15 protein-coding genes are annotated in these 19,415 nt (G+C 40.2%); 8 read left to right on the top strand and 7 right to left on the bottom strand.

The window, feature by feature from the left end:
- Positions 1-151 precede the first annotated feature (151 nt).
- A complete protein-coding gene (locus NBH06_RS09490) occupies positions 152-3,100 on the top strand; it encodes a T9SS type A sorting domain-containing protein (RefSeq protein WP_250794050.1) in 2,949 nt (982 codons plus the stop codon).
- A gap of 83 nt (positions 3,101-3,183) precedes the next feature.
- Here NBH06_RS09490 and NBH06_RS09495 read toward each other — a convergent pair whose 3' ends face one another.
- Entirely contained in the window at positions 3,184-3,963 is a 780-nt protein-coding gene (locus tag NBH06_RS09495; protein ID WP_250794053.1) for a radical SAM protein, read from the bottom strand.
- Between the two features lie 516 nt (positions 3,964-4,479).
- On the opposite strand from NBH06_RS09495, the gene NBH06_RS09500 reads away from it, so the two are divergent.
- Positions 4,480-5,082, top strand: a complete 603-nt coding sequence (locus NBH06_RS09500) for a DUF4294 domain-containing protein (protein ID WP_008863014.1) — start codon at positions 4,480-4,482, stop codon at positions 5,080-5,082.
- A gap of 69 nt (positions 5,083-5,151) precedes the next feature.
- On the opposite strand, the gene NBH06_RS09505 is transcribed toward NBH06_RS09500, so the two are convergent.
- Positions 5,152-5,682: an RNA methyltransferase gene (locus NBH06_RS09505; protein ID WP_155012857.1), complete on the bottom strand. Its 531-nt coding sequence runs from the start codon at positions 5,680-5,682 to the stop codon at positions 5,152-5,154.
- A 589-nt stretch (positions 5,683-6,271) separates the two neighbouring features.
- Between NBH06_RS09505 and nadA the strand changes: the two genes are divergently transcribed.
- Genes nadA through NBH06_RS09520 form a run of 3 tightly spaced genes read left to right on the top strand, consistent with a single transcriptional unit; the run spans position 6,272 to position 10,997 of the window.
- Entirely contained in the window at positions 6,272-7,261 is a 990-nt protein-coding gene (nadA, locus tag NBH06_RS09510) for a quinolinate synthase NadA (protein WP_155012856.1), read from the top strand.
- A gap of 36 nt (positions 7,262-7,297) precedes the next feature.
- Entirely contained in the window at positions 7,298-10,069 is a 2,772-nt protein-coding gene (gene leuS / locus NBH06_RS09515; protein ID WP_250794055.1) for a leucine--tRNA ligase, read from the top strand.
- Positions 10,070-10,127: 58 nt separating this feature from the next.
- Positions 10,128-10,997 (top strand): YitT family protein, encoded by an 870-nt coding sequence (locus NBH06_RS09520; RefSeq protein WP_021891736.1) that lies wholly within the window; start codon positions 10,128-10,130, stop codon positions 10,995-10,997.
- A gap of 2 nt (positions 10,998-10,999) precedes the next feature.
- Here the strand turns inward: NBH06_RS09520 and NBH06_RS09525 are convergent, their stop codons facing one another.
- Together NBH06_RS09525 and NBH06_RS09530 are read right to left on the bottom strand one after the other, a co-directional pair.
- Positions 11,000-12,040, bottom strand: coding sequence for an acyltransferase family protein (locus NBH06_RS09525; RefSeq protein ID WP_250794056.1), 1,041 nt, complete (start codon positions 12,038-12,040; stop codon positions 11,000-11,002).
- Positions 12,037-13,158 carry a hypothetical protein gene (locus NBH06_RS09530; protein WP_250794058.1) on the bottom strand — a complete coding sequence of 374 codons (1,122 nt, stop codon included), beginning with the start codon at positions 13,156-13,158 and terminating at the stop codon, positions 12,037-12,039. Before NBH06_RS09530 ends, NBH06_RS09525 begins: the two co-directional genes overlap by 4 nt.
- 42 nt (positions 13,159-13,200) lie before the next feature.
- Here NBH06_RS09530 and NBH06_RS09535 point away from each other — a divergent pair, with 42 nt between their 5' ends.
- From NBH06_RS09535 to NBH06_RS09545, 3 genes are read left to right on the top strand one after another with little or no spacing between them, the layout of a single operon-like run.
- Positions 13,201-13,776 (top strand): non-canonical purine NTP diphosphatase, encoded by a 576-nt coding sequence (locus tag NBH06_RS09535; protein WP_250794060.1) that lies wholly within the window; start codon positions 13,201-13,203, stop codon positions 13,774-13,776.
- Between the two features lie 9 nt (positions 13,777-13,785).
- Entirely contained in the window at positions 13,786-16,158 is a 2,373-nt protein-coding gene (gene porZ, locus NBH06_RS09540; protein ID WP_250794062.1) for a type IX secretion system anionic LPS delivery protein PorZ, read from the top strand.
- A 9-nt stretch (positions 16,159-16,167) separates the two neighbouring features.
- Positions 16,168-16,707 carry an NUDIX hydrolase gene (locus tag NBH06_RS09545; RefSeq protein ID WP_021891741.1) on the top strand — a complete coding sequence of 180 codons (540 nt, stop codon included), beginning with the start codon at positions 16,168-16,170 and terminating at the stop codon, positions 16,705-16,707.
- Here NBH06_RS09545 and NBH06_RS09550 read toward each other — a convergent pair.
- Genes NBH06_RS09550 through purD form a run of 3 tightly spaced genes read right to left on the bottom strand, consistent with a single transcriptional unit; the run spans position 16,704 to position 19,397 of the window.
- On the bottom strand, positions 16,704-17,174 hold the full coding sequence (locus NBH06_RS09550; RefSeq protein WP_008863004.1) for a YqaA family protein: 471 nt from the start codon (positions 17,172-17,174) through the stop codon (positions 16,704-16,706). The two genes, NBH06_RS09545 and NBH06_RS09550, sit on opposite strands and share 4 nt — an antisense overlap.
- The gene (locus tag NBH06_RS09555) at positions 17,153-18,124 is read right to left on the bottom strand and encodes a hypothetical protein (protein ID WP_250794064.1); all 972 of its coding nucleotides are present in this window, start codon (positions 18,122-18,124) and stop codon (positions 17,153-17,155) included. Before NBH06_RS09555 ends, NBH06_RS09550 begins: the two co-directional genes overlap by 22 nt.
- Positions 18,125-18,128: 4 nt before the next feature.
- Positions 18,129-19,397 (bottom strand): phosphoribosylamine--glycine ligase, encoded by a 1,269-nt coding sequence (purD, locus tag NBH06_RS09560; protein ID WP_250794066.1) that lies wholly within the window; start codon positions 19,395-19,397, stop codon positions 18,129-18,131.
- Positions 19,398-19,415 lie beyond the last annotated feature (18 nt).

Raw genomic sequence — 19,415 nt, forward strand, 5'->3', positions numbered from 1 at the left:
ATAAATAACTCATTGATAATCAAAGTATATTTATTTTTAAATAGCAACGCTTTCTATGCTGCTATGTACATATATTTTTTTCATTTTTGTAATATTAATCTTCAATCTGAAAAAAATATACAACACAAAACATAAAAATAAAATAAATCGTATGAAAAAAATTACAAGTTTTCTAATTTCTCTATGTATCGTACTCGGGTTCTCGAAAGTACAAAGCGAAATAAGACTTACTACATCGCTGGAACTCGGCAGTGATTTTACTTTTTACCCCAAGCCGGTAGCATCCGACGGTAAAGTAATCGTCGACTGGGGAGACGGAACTAAAAAAGAATATACCGTAGATGGAATGTGGAACAAAAAAGTGAACGGAACCCAAGTGGGCGATACAATCCGAATATTCTCTCCCATGCAGACATTCGATTGTTCCGATGCCCATGTAACTTCGGTCACTATTATCGATGAACCTGATTTGACTTTACTGGATTGCTATAAAAACGAAATAGAGCGTACCAACCTCGATATTTCCGGGGCTTTGAATTTGGAAACTCTAAACTGTTACAACAATCCCAAGCTGCTATTCCTCAATCTATCGGCTCATAAAAAATTAAAAACACTCGACTGCCGACATGACAAAAAAAATACATCGGATCCAGATGACAAAGGAGGTATTACAACCATTATCTTACCCGGCGAAGGAAGTGAATTGGAAAATATAACCGCCTATAACAACGACATAAGCAGTATCGATTTTTCGGGTTGTCCCAATTTACGTTACATCAACTTGGAAGGAAACGCTCTGATAGACATAAATGTATCGAGTTTAACCAACTTGCGAAAACTCGATATTCGCAAAAACCATATATCGAACTTGGACGTATCGAAAAATACTGCTTTGGAAAAACTCTACTGCGACGATAACGCCCTGACCGAATTGAATGTATTTGCCAATACCGAATTGATGGACTTGGTATGTTCCAACAACCAAATAAGCAATCTGGATTTAACGGCAAACATCAATATCACTAACCTGTCTTGCGATGGCAACCTATTGAAAAAAATCACAGTCTCCAACATGCCACGTCTGAAATCGTTGAAATGCGGTGATAACCAGTTGGAAGAGATAGATCTTAGCAAAAACCTCCACCTTCAAAAATTCTGGGGGCAAAACAACTTATTCTCATTCCTTGATTTCTATTATAATCAGGGGTTGAATACGATCGATATTCGCAATAACCCAAGAATGACCCCTTGCAGCCTCAATTTTATGTACCAGACTCTTTCCGGTCTCGAAAGTGCAAGTCCGTATGTGAATTTATTCCTAGAAGGAAGCAATGCCGAAACTTCTTCTACAAGTATTGCTACCGAATCAAAATGGACAGTAGACGTAACAGGCGACGGCAGTGCCGTATGTAAAGATGTAACGGCAACGATCGAAACTTCGGAATTCGGAACCATTTCATTATCTCAACCAGATCTTGTTTCCCACGAATTGCATCCGATAGAAAACAATACTTTGGAAGCCGGCGTACCGGTATACATAACTGCGACTCCCATTGAAAATTATCAGGTGCGTTACTACCAAATAAATGGAGAACGCATAAACGGTTCCATATTCGCAACTACCGAAAATGTCACCGTATCGGCTGTATTCGTTCCTACCGCCTCTAACAATTACATAGAAATGGGAGTAGAAAGCAACGCTTCGCTTTCATTCGGCATAAGTGGCATAGACCCCGAAACAGAAGTAGAAATAGATTGGGGTAACGGAGAATGGCAGACTATGACTATCGACAACGAATCTATTACCCGTATCGACGGTAATTCAAAAGGTACGACCGTTCGTATCAACGGACTGATCGACTATTTCGATTGTTCGGAAAATGATTTGAAATCTCTCGATGTATCTCATAACGCCATTCTCGCTACACTCGATTGTTATTGGACCGGTATCACCGCTCTCGATCTATCGAAGAACACTGCATTGGGCAAACTCAACTGTTCCTACAACAGTATCGGAACTCTCGATTTGTCCAACAACAAAGCATTGTTCTCACTCTCTTGCTATAACTGCGAACTCGGTTCCCTCGATTTGTCTAACAATACCGAATTGGAAGAGGCTGTTGTTAAAAATAACGAACTGACATCGCTGACTGTTTCCTCGAATACAAAACTACTATTACTAGACGTGCAGAACAACGAGCAACTAAAATCTATCGATGCCAGTATGTTAACCGATCTGGAAGAACTTCAATGTTCCTACACCGGTCTTACGGACCTCGATGTCACCCATAATACGAAGTTGATAAAACTCATCTGTTCGAACAATAAACTTACCACTCTCGATCTATCGAAAAATACATTGCTCGAACGCCTGTTCTGCGACGGGAATCAATTGACTTCTCTCGACCTGAGTAATAACACGAAACTCAACTATCTCGAATGTTCCGGCAACGGAATGTCCGCCTGCGCTTTGAACGACTTGTATTACAATCTACCCAAATGTTCAACGACACCCACCAATGTAAATATGTTTATCGCAGGAATCAACAACCCCAACGAAGCGGAAGGTAGCGAAACCTCTATGGCTACCAAAAAAGGTTGGAAAGTTTCTGTCGATGGAGATGGCAGCGGTTGTAACGAAGCTTACATAACTATCGAGCCTACCGAAAACGGAATTTTGGAATTGCGGAACAGCGACAACGAAATCGTTAATTCGGGTAGTAAAGTAATAAAAAATACGACAGTTACCGTAAAAGGTAATCCCGATGAAGGTTTCTATCTGAAAAATGTTTGGGTAAATGGCGTAAGCGTCACCAACGGAGAATTTGTAGTCAAAATGGCCTCGGTCGTAACGGCTGCTTTCGACGAAGGTTCAAGCATAACCGAGATAGAAAATTCGGGAATGAAGATATGGAGCACTCCGGGAATTATAAGAGTAAATGCCGAAAATGCCCATGTCCAAGTCTATTCGACGAGCGGTGCATTAGTTTGGGAAGGTAATATTTATCAAGAAAAAACCATCGATGTAACCCGAGGAATTTATATAGTGAAAGTTCGTAACGCACAATCCACACAAAGTAAAAAAATAGTTGTGGAATAAGCCGATCTTCATTTTAGAAAAAATCCCGTTGTAGAATCTTTACAACGGGATTTTTCATATTACATGACACAACCCTATTTCCATCAAGCCGACACGGAAACTTCGAAACCTAAGGCTCTCGCTCTGTCGGCTATCTGTTCCAACTCCTCACGAGACACTTTTTCGAGCGATTCTTCCGGCGTTTTCCGATCGATGGTATAAACCATTACCGAACGAGGCGAAATGCGCTGTAAAGCCTCCAACCACGGTTTCAGCTCCTCCTCGACCGTGTTGTCAATACGCTTGCCGTCGTGCCACCCTCGCAAGAACATTGTTTGGATAATGACATTACCCAAAAAACGTTTTAAATTATCCACTACCTTATTCACATCGAAATGCGGATCGTTCGGATTATCTATCAACACGACTGTTTCGGGACGAAGCGAATCGAGTTTAAGTATATTATTATCTACCCTATTCAATGCCCTGAACACCGATTCGTCGTAAATGCGGGTAGCGTTGGATAGTACGCTTATCTTGGCTTCGGGATAATAGTGATCCCGAAGATAAAGCGTGGTATCTATGATTTTCTCGAATTCAGGGTGTAGAGTAGGTTCTCCGTTCCCGGCAAAAGTTATCACATCGAGCTTTTCCCCTGCCTCGTGCATGGATTGTAAACGAGATTTTAACTCCTCCTCTACCCTATCGGACGAAGGCAATCCGCTCTTCCCCACCCCTTGCGCATTATAACCGCATTCGCAATACACACAATCGAATGAACACAACTTACCGTCCACCGGGAGCAGGTTGACACCCAGCGATATTCCCAACCGACGACTGTGTATGGGACCGAATATGATTTCGTGAAACAATACTGTCTGCATAGTTTTACCTTTTTACAGTTACAAATATAATGAAAGCCGGGAGCAGAGGCAAACGTAAATCTCATTTCTGAATCTACCTATGTCGATTATATTCCTTATTCTATAAAAACAAAGTTTATAAATTATTGCTCCATATTCAATGGAAATCTTACTCAATTCTTTATATCGTTATCTATTATAAACATTGTGTTTATAACTATAATTAATTTATTTCCAATATAATAACTATTCTATTCACATTCATATAAACAGATTATCAACTCAAAAACGATATAAGAACGAACAGTTAGCTATTTATAGACTATAAACAAGTTATCAACGAGATTTCAACTGATAAGGTCTTATAGTTATGAACAAATTATAATATACTATTAACCAATTATTTATAATATTATACACTTATAAATAAACAGTATATAGACAATTTATCCACAATAGATATAAACACATGTGAATAATATAATTATTGCAAAAACGTAGCGCTTATGAATATCGAAAGATTTACATTTGTACCCTATGAAGAGAACCATATTCATATTGTTTCTTTTTCTTTTCCTGTTTATTCCCCGTACAAAATCCCAAATTGTACAGGAATCACACCCGGCATATAAACATTTTTATCATGCTGTCATAGACAACGATACCGTATTGGTAATAGAATTACGTACGTTTCATGTATTTCCTCCCGAAAAATTCAAAGACAAAAAACAGGAAAAATTTTACTGGAAGACCGTACGCGATGTGAAAAAGACCCTACCCTATGCCAAACTCATCTACTCCATACTTATTGAAACCTATGAATATATGGAAACTCTTCCCGACGACAAAGCTCGAGAAGAACACATGAAGAAAATGGAAAAAGAAGTTTTTCAACAATATAAACCGGTATTGAAAAAGTTTACCCTATCGCAAGGTAAAATGCTCATCAAACTTATTAACCGGGAATGTAACCAATCTTCATACGAACTAATCAAAGCATTCTTGGGCAGTTTCAGAGCCAACTTTTGGCAATTTTTCGGAAAAATATTCGGAGCTTCCCTTAAAACCGATTGGGATCCGGAAGGCGAAGATAAAATAATAGAAAGAATCTGTATATTAGTGGAACAAGGTTCTTTATAGTATATCGATTCTAAAACATATTTTTTATTTATAAAGCACTTAATTTTAATAAGTTATTTTTTTACAAAGCTATATTCCTAACTGTTTAAAGAAATCCCAAATTACCAGTCCTGCCGTTACCGACACATTCAATGAATGTTTAGTACCGAATTGAGGTATTTCTATACTTCCCGTACATTTATCGACCACCGACTGTTGTACACCTTTCACTTCATTACCCAACACGACGGCATATTTTTTATTCTTATCCAATTTTATGTCTGTCAGACTTATACTGCCTTCTACTTGTTCTACGGCATATACCTCATATCCGGCTGCCAACAAGTTATCAACAGCCTCGCAAGTGTCTTGAAAATAAACCCAATCGACACTGTCCTCGGCTCCCAAAGCTGTCTTATGAATATCGGTATGAGGCGGTGTAGCCGTTATTCCGCACAAATAAATACACTCCACTCTGAAAGCATCGGCCGTGCGAAATACAGAACCTATATTATTGAGACTCCTCACATTATCCAAAATAACAGTCAGCGATATTTTTTCAACTCGTTTGAACTCTTCTTGTGAAATTCTTTTCAAATCCAATACACTCTTTTTCTTCATAAACGATCATCTTTATAAGAGTCTAATTTCCATTTTGTACAAAGATAATATAAGCCGAGCGCAAAAACAATCATATAGAGCCATGTCGAAGTACAGACGATTCTCACATTTTCGGTAAATATAAAATTACACCCGTCTTATATACAACAATCTCCTATCTACCCCACGGACGCAACGCTATGTGCATAAGTTGTTATTAAATGTGTATAAACCGTTATAAAATACTTGCACAAAAAAGTAATAAAAATATTGCTTTTAAAAATCATATATCTATACAGCACTGCATGTCAATAAAGCAAATAATAACTCATCGAGTTTTTAGTTCATATATCCACCTAAAATATCTATTTATCAATCATGCAAATAGAATAAAGTTATTAACTTTGCATATTGTAAACAGATAGTTGATAAAGAAGATAAAGAGCTCATATAGAAAAGATAAAAACGTTGATAAAGTAAGAACATATTTTCATAGTCAGTTGAAACTTTAAATAACAAGTATTTTAACAAGAAGTTATCATTACTATCAACAGTCTATTATCATCAACAATAAAGATTTTAAAATTAAAAAATAAAAAGAATATATTATATGTTCGATGTAGATATCTCCAAAGGTTATGTGGATATGCCTGTTCCCGAAGGGATAGACTTAGTGTCCGAGATAGAGAGAATGAAGCGGGAGAAAAATGCTGTCGTTCTCGCTCATTACTACCAATCGGGAGATTTACAGGATATAGCCGATTATGTGGGAGATTCTTTGGCATTGGCTCAATGGGCTGCGAAAACAGATGCTTCCATATTGGTGCTTTGTGGTGTTCATTTTATGGGCGAGACCGCCAAAATTATTTGTCCCGACAAGAAAGTACTGATACCCGACATGAATGCCGGGTGTTCTTTGGCAGACAGTTGTCCGGCCGATGCTTTTGCCGAATTCGTAAAAGCTCACCCCGGCTATAAAGTCATATCTTATGTAAATACATCTGCGGCGGTAAAGGCTTATACCGATGTGGTAGTCACTTCGTCGAATGCCCGTCAAATCGTAGAGAGTTTCCCTGCCGACGAGAAGATCATATTCGGACCCGATAAAAATTTGGGTAATTATATAAACAGTATCACAGGACGTGATATGTTATTATGGGACGGAGCTTGCCACGTGCATTCCCAATTTTCATTGGAAAAAATAGTAGATTTGAAAAAACAGTATCCCGATGCGTTGATACTGGCTCACCCGGAATGTAAAAGAGATATATTGTTAGTAGCCGACAAGGTAGGTTCCACGGCTGCTCTTTTGCGCTTTGCGACACAATCGGACTGCAAGCGTTTCATAGTAGCTACCGAGTCGGGTATATTGCATGAAATGAAGAAAAACAATCCCGACAAAGAGTTTATACCTGCGCCTCCCAACGATAGTACATGTGCTTGTAACGAGTGTAATTTCATGCGATTGAATACGATGAAAAAATTGTATAACACGCTTAAATACGAGTTGCCCGAGGTGATAGTGGATAAAGAGATAGCCGAAAAAGCTATCGAACCTATACAGCGTATGCTCGACATATCGGCTTCATTGGGAATTTAAAAAAGAGAATAATAATTTCATTCATAATTGTTTATCATGGAATATAATTTCAAAGAGATAGAAAAGAAGTGGCAAAAGTATTGGAAAGATCATCATATTTATCAAGTAAAAGAAGATGAGAGTAAACCCAAATATTACGTACTGGATATGTTTCCCTATCCTTCGGGAGCAGGTCTGCATGTAGGTCACCCGTTGGGATATATAGCTTCCGATATTTATTCCAGATATAAAAGATTGAAGGGGTTTAACGTTCTTCACCCTATGGGGTATGATGCATACGGTCTTCCTGCCGAGCAGTATGCCATACAGACGGGACAACACCCGGCCATAACGACCGAAAAGAACATAAATCGTTATCGCGAGCAATTGGACAAGATAGGCTTTTGTTATGATTGGAGCCGCGAAATACGTACTTGCGATCCCGAATATTATAAATGGACTCAGTGGGCGTTCATACAAATGTTCAATAGTTATTATTGCAACGACAAACAACAAGCTCGTCCCATAGAAGAGCTTGTAAAGACTTTTGAAACGACAGGTACGGAAGGTGTGAATGCAGCTTGCAGCGAAGAACTTTCTTTCACGTCCGAAGAATGGAATGGTAAATCGGAGAAAGAACAACAGGAAATATTGATGAATTACCGCATTGCCTATTTGGGCGATACGATGGTAAACTGGTGTCCGCAATTGGGAACCGTGCTTGCCAACGACGAGGTGAGCGAGGGCGTTTCCATACGAGGAGGATATCCGGTGGAACAGAAAGTAATGCGTCAGTGGTGTCTTCGGGTATCGGCATACGCTCAACGTTTGTTGGAAGGTCTGGATAAAATAGATTGGACAGATTCTCTTAAAGAGACCCAAAAGAATTGGATAGGTCGTTCCGAGGGAGCCGAAATGCAGTTTAAGGTGGTGGATTCCGATGTGGAGTTTACTATATTTACGACGCGTGCCGATACGGTTTTCGGGGTTACTTTTATGGTATTGGCTCCCGAAAGCGATTATGTAAAACAAGTAGTCACCCCCGATCAACAAGAAGCTGTAAACAAATATTTGGACAGTATAAAACATCGTACCGAGCGTGAGCGACTCATGGACAAGAGCGTTACTGGTGTGTTTACTGGTGCATACGCTGTCAATCCGTTGAACAATAAACATATACCTATCTATATAAGCGATTATGTCTTGGCCGGATACGGGACGGGAGCTATCATGGCCGTACCTGCGCACGATAGTCGGGACTACGCTTTCGCCAAACATTTCGACTTGCCCATCATACCGCTGATAGAAGGGTGCGATGTTTCGGAGGAAAGTTTCGATGCCAAAGAAGGTAAAATGATAAATTCTTGTGGTAACGGATTGGATTTGAACGGTATGGAGGTGAAGGAAGCCATTGCCGCCACGAAAAAGTTTATTAAGGAAAAGGGTATAGGCAGGGTAAAAGTAAACTATCGTTTGCGCGATGCTATATTCAGTCGTCAACGTTATTGGGGTGAACCCTTTCCTGTTTACTATAAAGAGGGTATGCCTTATATGCTCGACGAAAGTAAACTGCCTCTGGAACTTCCCGAAGTGGATAAATTCCTGCCGACCGAAACAGGTGAACCTCCATTAGGTCGTGCTAAGAACTGGGAGACAGAAGAGCATTATCCGTTGGAATTGTGCACCATGCCGGGATTTGCAGGTTCTTCGGCTTATTATTTGCGATATATGGACCCGCACAACGACAAAGCTCTGGTATCGAAGAAAAGCGATGAGTATTGGCGTAATGTAGACCTCTATATAGGGGGAACCGAACATGCTACCGGTCATCTTATTTATAGTCGTTTCTGGAATAAGTTCCTTTTCGATAAAGGAGTGGTTTGTGAAGACGAACCTTTCAAGAAACTGATAAATCAAGGTATGATACAGGGGCGTTCCAACTTTGTATATCGTATTAAAGATACGAATACTTTCGTATCTTTGAATAAAAAGAAAGATTACGATACTACTCCCATTCATGTCGATGTGAATATCGTAAGTAACGATGTACTCGATATAGAAGCATTTAAAAACTGGCGCCCTGAGTTTGGTTCGGCCGAGTTTATTTTGGAAGACGACGGCAGATATGTATGCGGTTGGGCGGTAGAGAAAATGTCCAAATCGATGTTCAATGTGGTAAATCCCGACGATATCGTAGAAAAATACGGAGCCGATACTTTACGGTTGTACGAAATGTTCCTCGGTCCCATCGAACAAAGCAAACCGTGGGATACGAACGGAATAGACGGCGTACATCGTTTTCTGAAAAAGTTGTGGAATCTGTTTTATCAAGGTGATAATTGGATTGTAACAGATCAAGAGCCTACGAAAGAGGAATTGAAGTCTTTGCATAAACTGATAAAGAAAATATCGTGGGACGTAGAGAATTTCTCGTATAATACTTCTATAAGCGCTTTTATGATATGCGTGAATGAGTTGACTTCTCTTAAATCGCACAACAAACAGATACTTGAAAAGGTAATTATATTGTTGGCTCCTTTCGCTCCTCATATCAGTGAAGAGTTGTGGCATGAATTGGGTTACGATTCTACTGTATGCAATGCCCGGTGGCCCGAATGGAAAGAGGAATATCTGAAAGAAGATGTAGTGACTTATGCTATTTCTTTTAATGGAAAAGCACGTTACAATTTGGAAATTCCGGCAGATACTCCCCGTGAAGAAATAGAGAAAATGGTACTTAATCATGAATCTTCGGTGCGGTGGCTCGAAGGAAAAACACCTAAGAAGATAATCGTAGTACCTAATAAAATAGTCAATATAGTTATTTAATAAACTTTATCCATGTTCGTAAATTCATAGCGAACATGGATTTTATATTTTACATATTATGCGTTTGCCTTTTAATAGTGTCTGGTATTCGATAAAAGACTATTTGATTATCATATTCGGGTTACTGTTGTATGCTTTGGGTTGGGTAGGTTTTCTGATACCGAACGAAATAACGACAGGAGGTGTAACGGGTATATCGGCCTTGATATACTACGGTACGGGTATACCTATATCGGTATCCTATTTTGTTATCAATGTATTATTGTTATTGGCTGCCATCAAGGTGTTGGGTCTTCAATTCTGCATACGAACTATTTTCAGCGTAATCGTATGTTCTTCATTCTTGTCTATTCTTCCTTTGTTCATAAAAGATGCTTTGGTAGACGAACAACCTTTTATGTCGGCTATAATAGGCGGTATTCTGTGCGGTTCGGGTATTGGATTGGTATTCGTGTCTAACGGAAGTACGGGAGGAACCGATATTATAGCGGCTATCGTAAACAAATACAAGAATATTTCGTTTGCCAAAATGATGATGTACATCGATTTTTTAATTATCGCCTGCTCTTACGTTCTGTTCCATAGTGTGGAGAAAATGATTTTCGGATATGTAGTGATGGGGGTGATGAGTTACACGATGGACATGCTTATCAATGGCAAACGTCAGTCGGTACAAATTTTGGTTCTGTCGGATAAATACGAAGAGATAGCTACTCATGTCAATAACGATATACGCCGCGGCGTGACAGTTATCGACGGCATGGGCTGGTATTCCAAGCAACCCAAAAAAGTATTGATGATATTGGCCAAAAGGAATGAGTCGGTTAAAATATTTCGCTTGATAAAGTCCATAGACCCGAAAGCTTTTATTTCCCAATCCAATGTTGTGGGAGTTTATGGAGAAGGTTTCGACAAAATAAAAGCATAAATCTACCCTTCGGGACTTCTTTTTTTTCCTATTATAAAGGGGAAATGTTTGTTGATGATATAGGCGATAGGTAGGCACGAAAAAAGACTCACCAAAGCGAAAACTATATTAGGAACTATTTTGCCGTATAAGGGTTCTACCGGTATGTGAAAGACAAATACCATGATTCCTTTTAAGAAAGAGAACGTAAGCAAATGAAAACTGTTGATAATGAGTGTGTTTTTGGATATATAGATTATGATATTTTGAAAAACAGGTTTTAAGGATAGAAAATTGCTCGACAGATTTATCATACATATACCGGCGAAACTTCCTATGAAAAACAGTATATAGTTATTATAATTATTTGTGTCCATTATTATGTATCCGTTTTCATGAGCTATGAAAATAACAATTCCCATTGTCAGGAAAACGAGTATTATATGGAGTAATTTTATTTTTGTTATTTGTATGTTGTGTACGATTAAATTGCCTATTCCGTAGAAAACCATTCCTACTATGGCAGTTCCCAAACAAAAGGGTAATGTGTAGGGATTGTAGGCATAATTTGTGTATCCTATGACGGCGATAACGATCAATACCGAAATCTTTATCGATTTGCTTTTCTTTTGTAACGGTTTGAATAGGAGGTAGTAAAATATTTCCAAGAAATAGAGACAAATGAAAAACCACATAGGTGTATTGTGTATCATCTGTTTACTATATCCTAAAAGAATGCCTATTATGGGGGAATACCAAGTAGTGGATATTGTCGCATCTTCGCCGAAATTACGACCTGCAAATAACCAGAACAGATAGGTGATGAGGTTTATCCAAAGATAGGGAACCATGAGCCCTTTGAATCGTTTTATGGCAAACTCTTTAAAGTTAGGGTGTTTCTCGAATGAAAAAAGACAACCGGACAGAAAGAAGAAAAGAGGCATGTGAAAAGTATAGATAAAGTCGGTGACAGGTTGGGAAGCATGAGCATGTCCCAACAGAACCAAATAGATACATATCGATTTGGCATAGTCTATCCACAATATCCTTTTTCCCGTATTCATGTTTGCGGATTCATAAGTCTTTTATAATCTGTATCGGCGAGTATTTGCAGCAAATAGGGTATGCAGAAAATGTAATAAGATATATCTGCTTTCGATTGGAATAGAGCTTGTGTAAAACTGTATTGGCAAACCGCTTCTATAAAATGGATTGTCACGATACCGAATAACAGCAGAACGCTGAAAAATCTAACGTCGTTGTAGTTTCTGCAAAAGAAACTTCCTGCGATCGCTATCAGTACGAAGAGTACTATGAAGTGAAAAGATACCAAAGATGATTGTGTGGAGAACGGATTGACCTCCCAAAACTCATCGGGATATAGCCAGATGAAAGGAACGAAAGTAATCGCGAAGGACAATAGGAAAACAAAGCCCCACAGGAATATTTTCTTCGGAGGTGTTTTTTCTTGAAAGAGTTGATACAATCCCCATACGATGAGCGGCAGCACGAACACGTTGCGAATAGAGAACAGCAATCCTCCTATGACAGCGCTCCATATCAGTTGTCGGGTGGAAAATGTGCGGAATCGTTCGAGATAAAAGAGAAAGAGGGTGAACAGTACGGCGTTGATGAGTATGGTGCTTCTTGAAAAAATTTCCCAGTAGATACATAAAGAAGAAATCGAAAGTATAAAAGATAAACTATAACTTTGAACAGATTTACGTTTGAAATGGAATGCCAGCAGAGCAATGGAAATAACGGTTATGAATCCTATTTCTCGTATGCAATAAAATGGATAGCAGAGAAGAAAATAGAACGGCATTGCCCCCGGGTAGTTGCCGATAGAAGTTTTTTCGGCATAAGGGTACAGGCCGTTTGAAACGGAGTCCCAAAAAAGATCGATAATAATCCATCTGTCGGCCGTGAATATTTCTTTGGGAATAAAGAAAAGAAGTGATGAAGTAGCTATTATAAAAGTGATTATACCGACGTTGACAAGTTTGCGACCGAAAGTCGGTTTGTATTTGAACAAGAAAATGATGAAAAGTATATATAATACGCTCGTAATAGCTCCGCATGCGATAGATATCTTCGATAAGTATTTAAAATAAAACAAGATATTTATCGTTATAAACATGAATAGAGAAAGGTAATTTTGAAGTTTTGAATAAGATTTCATTTTGTTTGTTCGGATTTTTTACAAAAATAATTATTTCATATTATGAAACTGGTTTTTGCCACGAATAATAGACATAAATTGGAAGAGATATCGGCGATTATCGGTGACAAGATAGAGATACTCGGTTTGAATGATATCGGTTGTCATGACGATATACCCGAAACGGCCGATACTTTCGAAGGTAATGCTTTGTTGAAAGCCCGGTATGTTAAGGATAAATACGGATACGATTGCTTTGCCGACGACACGGGACTGCAAGTGGAGGCGTTGAACGGGGAACCGGGTGTATATTCGGCCCGTTATGCGGGTGAACCTTCCGATTCTGAGAAGAATATAGATAAATTATTGGCTAATCTTCGAGATGCGGAAAACAGAAAAGCGAGTTTCGTTACATGTATAGCTTTGGTAATAGGTAGCGAGGAGCATGTTTTTTACGGAAAAATATCCGGGAAGATTATCCGTGAACGCCGAGGTTCGTCGGGATTCGGTTACGATTCGGTTTTTGTGCCGGAAGGATATGAAGAAACATTTGCCGAGATGGGAGAAGAGGAAAAAAACAAGATAAGCCATAGGGCACGAGCGGTAAAAAAGTTATCGGATTTTTTTAATACACTATAATCGTTTGATATGTTGAAAAGAATATCGGGTTTAATAGGTTTCGTTATATTGTCGTTTACGGTTGCGACCTATGCTCAATTGGCCGTGGGCGATTGGCAGATTTATACTTCGACGGGAACTCCTGTAAAGGTCATAGATACGCCTCAGAGGGTTTACTATGTGTCGGGTAGGAGTCTTTTTGGTTTCGATAAGGAGACGGAAGAGATGGAATCTTACAGTAAGAACAATATATTGAACGATATAGATATAGCTAATATTTATTATAATTACGATAAAAAGTATCTGGTTATCGTGTATGCCAACTCCAACGTAGATATTTTGCACGACAATGGAAACGTGTTTAATATACCGGATATTAAGAATGCCATATTGACTACGGCAAAAGGTATCAACGATGTAAAGTTTTACGGTGATAGAATTTATTTGGCTACCGACTTTGGTATCGTTGTTTTGAACGATAAGAAAAATGAAGTGAGCGAATCTTATAATTACGGAAAAAAAATCAGTCTGATAGGGGCTTGCGACAAGTATTGGTTTTTTGTTGCCGACGACGGTCTTTATTATATAAATAGCGATGCCATCAAGTACGATATCGCCAAGTGGGTTTTATTGGACGATGTACCGGGAACGACTATTTATGCGCTTATGCCTTTCAACGATAAATATTTGTTTTATTCTAAGGGCGGCAATCTTCATTTCCTCGATATAAATAACGGGTTGTCTCTATTGGGAACCTTGAATATGGGAGTGATGAATGTAGATAAATATTATGACGGGTTTGTTTTGAGAGGATATGCTTATGTCGCTTTCTGTAAACCGGATATAGTGAATGGAGCCATACAGTTCGATGGTATTTTCAATTTTCAAAATCAATCGGATTATTTGGTGAATGTGTTGACTTCTTCATACGAAAAAGATATGTCTATATGGGCTTTGGGAGAAAGCGGTTTGTGTCATTTCAGTATGGGGAATAATCAATTCGTTATGTTGAAGGAACCGTTTTTGCCCAATGTATCGAATGTGGCAGACCCGTGGAATCTCGTTATTAACGATCATAAACTTTATGTAAGTAATTCGGGTCCCCGTAGAGGAACCGAAGATCAGTACGTGCAAACAAAAATAAGCGTATTGGATCAGGGAAACTGGTCTGTAATCGATGTGGGAGAAGTGCCGTTGGAAAATGGTAAAACAGGAAATAGAATATATTCGAGTTATAACATCGCATTCGATCCCGATGATTCCAACACTTTTTATATAGGAACTTGGTTCGAAGGCATATATAAGATTTCGGGGATAGAATGTGTAGGACATTATACGTCGTTGAATTCGCCGCTTTCTAAGGGTTGGGCTATGGCTGTGCCTAATATTGTTTTTGATAGAGATGGTAATCTTTGGATAGCACATGCGGGCGATGTGGGCGTAAGTATGTTGCCTAAGGCCAAGCAATCTATCGATACAGATGAATTGAAAGCGAGCGATTGGTATCAATTCGGTTATTCGGAAATAAAGAATAATAAATATGCCAAACTGCTTATACCGAATCATTCTACGGCAAAATGGGTCGTTTATGGGGATTGGCCCGGTTCTATATTCGCTTTTGACGATAAGGGTACGTATAATACGATAGCCGATGACAGAACGAAAAATATAGTTTCGTTTATGGATCAGGATAATAAAACGTTTACTCCGAATTATTACACCTGCATAGAAGAGGATAACAACGGTCAGATATGGATAGGAACTTCGTCCGGGCCTATCGTGATTACGAATCCGGACCATGTTTTTAGCGACAGTTTCCGTTGTACTCGAATAAAAATAGCCCGTAACGACGGGACGGATAATGCCGATTATTTATTACAGAATATCAATATTACCGACATATTCGTAGATGGCGCCAATCGTAAGTGGATAGGAACCCGAGAATCGGGATTGTATTTGGTAAGTGCCGACGGGTCGGAGATTTTGAACCACTTTACGGCAGAGAACAGTAAACTGCCTTCGAATCATGTAACCGAAGTAATCGTCGATCCGGTAACGGGTGTGGCTTATATAGGAACGACCAGCGGCTTGGCTGCTTATCGGTCCGATGCTGTACAATCGTCCGACGATTATAGTAATGTCTACGCTTTTCCCAATCCGGTGAGACCCGATTATGAAGGTTGGATATCGGTGACAGGATTGATGGAGAATAGTTTGGTGAAGATTACCGATACGGCGGGTAACTTGTTTTTTCAAGGTTATTCCAATGGCGGACAAATATCGTGGGACGGCAGGGATCGTAGCGGTAATCGGGTGAAAACCGGCGTGTATCTTGTTTTCGCGTCTTCCAGTGGTTCGTCGAAACAATCGGGAGTAGTTACTAAAATTTTAGTTGTCAATTAATTAAAGTATATGCATCCTCTTCGCTTATTCGAATATTGCCCTCGTTGCGGTTCTCATCGTTTCCAAGAGAACGATGCTTCTTCCAAACGTTGCGAGGATTGTGGCTTTGTGTATTATCTTAATCCAAAAGCATCGGTAGCGGCATTCGTTATGGATAGGCAATCGAGAATTTTAGTTTGTCGCAGGGCGTTCGATCCGTCCAAAGGCATGCTGGATTTACCGGGTGGGTTTACAGAATGTGGAGAAACGGTAGAGGAGGCTGTTGTTCGGGAATTGTCGGAAGAGATAGGTTGGAAACCGAAACAGATGAAGTATTTGTGTTCTTTCCCGAATGTCTATCGTTATTCGGGTTTCGACGTACATACGATGGATTTGTTTTTTCTCTGCCGAAGCGATGAAGATATGAGCGATTTGAAAGCGCATGACGATGTTGCCGAATGTTTCTGGTTGCGGAGGGAAGAAATCGAACCCGAGAAATTTGCTTTTCAATCTATTCGTAAGGCTGTCGATAGATTATTGAAAGACGATAAATACTGGGTTAAGGATTAAAAAAGATTGGGAAACCACTCTTTCAGATAGTTGATACCGATTACCACCAAGTAGTATCGGGAGAATTTTCCTACCATCATGGAGAGTAACGTGCCGAGAGGATTGGCTCTGAGTAGTCCGAGAGCCACGATCATGATGTCGCCGATAACCGGAATAAAGACGAAGAATCCGAAAAGAGAGCCTTTCCCTTTCAGAAAGCGTTGCATTTTCGAGAGTTTTTCTTCCGGTATTTTCAGATAGGTGTGTATCCACTCTGTTTTTCCCAAGTAGCCTATATAATAACAAGTGACGCCACCCAACCAGTTTCCCAAAGTGGCAGAGAATACACAGCCCCAAGAATCGTATCCGGCTATTAAAAGAAGTCCCAGCACGGCTTCGGAACTGAACGGAATTATGCTTCCGGCCAGAAACGCCGCTATGAAAAGACCGAAGTATCCCCACTCGCTCAAACCGGCAATAAATTCCATACGAACAATCCTGTGTAAAGGGTTAATATGAGATAGAACAACACTACTCCGTATTTTTTCGTATTGTTCGTGAAGAAAAATGCGGCTTGCATGGAAACTGCCATATTTAGGACAGGCAGATAGAGGGTATAGTTTCTATAATCTATAATCAGAAGTATGGCGGAGTAGACCGACAATAGGTTTATAAAGCCGTTATAAGCTCTTGTTTGGCGTTTTTCGTTGAATGTGGTATATAGTGTCGCTGTACCGGAGAAAAGTCCTAAAAGCACGGTTAAAACGATTGTCCAGAATTGTGGGTCGTTAAAGGGGAGTGTTTCGGGTATATGAAACGTAAAATCGGGAATCAATGCAGACAATCCGGAGAAAGGCATGATTCCTATTCCGATCAATACCCAGAACGGGGTGGCGAATCCGATAAATGCTCCTAACAGGGATTTCAGCGTGAAATACCTTATTTGCGCGAATCCGATGATAAACAGGGGTATGTAATAAGCAAATTCGGGACAGAACAGGGTACATAGGGAGATGATTCCCATCATTAGAAATGCCGGTTGTGCCCTTTCTTGCTGGTAAGCCGAGAAAAAAGAAAACAAAATCGTCGTTAGAACCACAGCCATTATGTTTCCGTTGCATAAGAGCGAAAGGGACGGGGAACAGACTTCCAACAACAGAAAAAATAGGAATGGAAGCAATGTGTGTTTCTGAATAAGAGAGAAAAGGTTGTTGATACGCAACAGCAGAATACCCCCGGATAGAATGAGAATGCTGTTGACCGAATGGTTCGATAGGGGGGAGGAAAGCCATCTTTCGGCACTCGGAAACAAGATTCCGGGACTCCCTTCGCAAGGGAGATATGTTGCGAACCGGCTTGTGAGATATACACCGGTCAGATAGAAAACAATCGATCCAACCAGTGTATATTTATTGTTTATGAATGATTTCAGATTCATTGTTTTACAAGTCGGCGCCTATGTCGGAACGGAAATATTTACCTTCGAAAGAGACGGCTTTGGCACTTTTGAAAGAGTTTGCCAAAGCCTCTTCTTTGGTCGCACCGTATGAGCTGAGGGCGATGACGCGTCCGCCGGAGGTTACGATTTTCCCGTTTTTGAATGTCGTTCCGGCATGGAACGGAATGCTGTCCGTCACTAAATCCAGTCCTGTGATATCCTTGCCTTTTTCATAGGAACCGGGATAGCCACCCGATACCAGCATAACGGTTACGGCAGCCCGTGGGTCTTCTGTCAACTCTTTTTCCCGGAGCGTTCCTTGTGCCACACCTTCGAGCAGGTCGACCAAGTCGGATTGAATGCGCAACATGACGACTTCGGTTTCGGGGTCTCCCATACGAACGTTGTATTCGATCACCATCGGTTCTCCTTGTACGTTGATCAATCCCAAGAATATGAAACCCTTGTACGTGATATTTTCTTTTTTCAAACCTTCGATGGTGGGTTTTACGATGCGCTCTTCCACTTTTTTCATGAACGTGGCATCGGCGAACGGTACGGGTGAAACGGCTCCCATGCCGCCGGTATTGAGTCCGGTATCGCCTTCTCCTATTCGTTTGTAATCTTTGGCAACGGGGAGTATGCGGTAATCTTTGCCGTCGGTGAGAACAAAGACAGAACATTCGATGCCCGATAGAAATTCCTCGATAACCACGGTTTTACTGGCATTCCCGAACATGCCGTTCAACATTTGTTTCAATTCGTCTTTCGCCTCTTGCAGGTCGTTTATGATAAGTACGCCCTTGCCTGCCGCCAATCCGTCGGCTTTAAGCACGTAAGGGGCTTTCAACGTTTCGAGAAAGGTATATCCCGCTTCCAGATTTTCCTGCGTGAAACTTTCATATCGGGCCGTGGGTATATTGTGACGCATCATGAATCCTTTGGCAAACTCCTTGCTGCCTTCCAAGCGGGCGCCTTCCTTCGACGGGCCTATAACAGATATGTTTTTCAACTCCTCGCAAGATACGAAGTAGTCGTATATTCCTTTTACCAATGGGTCTTCGGGGCCCACAACGACCATATCGATATGTTTTTCCACTGCAAATTTTCCGATGGCATCGAAGTCGGTCGCCGGTATCGCCACGTTCGTACCTATGGCTGCGGTTCCGGCATTTCCCGGTGCGATATAGAGTTTGTCGGTTTTTGGACTTTGCTTTATCTTCCAAGCTAAGGCGCATTCGCGACCTCCCGATCCTAATAATAGAATATTCATTGTATGGAGTTTTTAGGT

This window comes from Barnesiella sp. B2-R-119 (assembly GCF_023656675.1).
Lineage (GTDB): Bacteria > Bacteroidota > Bacteroidia > Bacteroidales > Barnesiellaceae > Barnesiella > Barnesiella intestinihominis.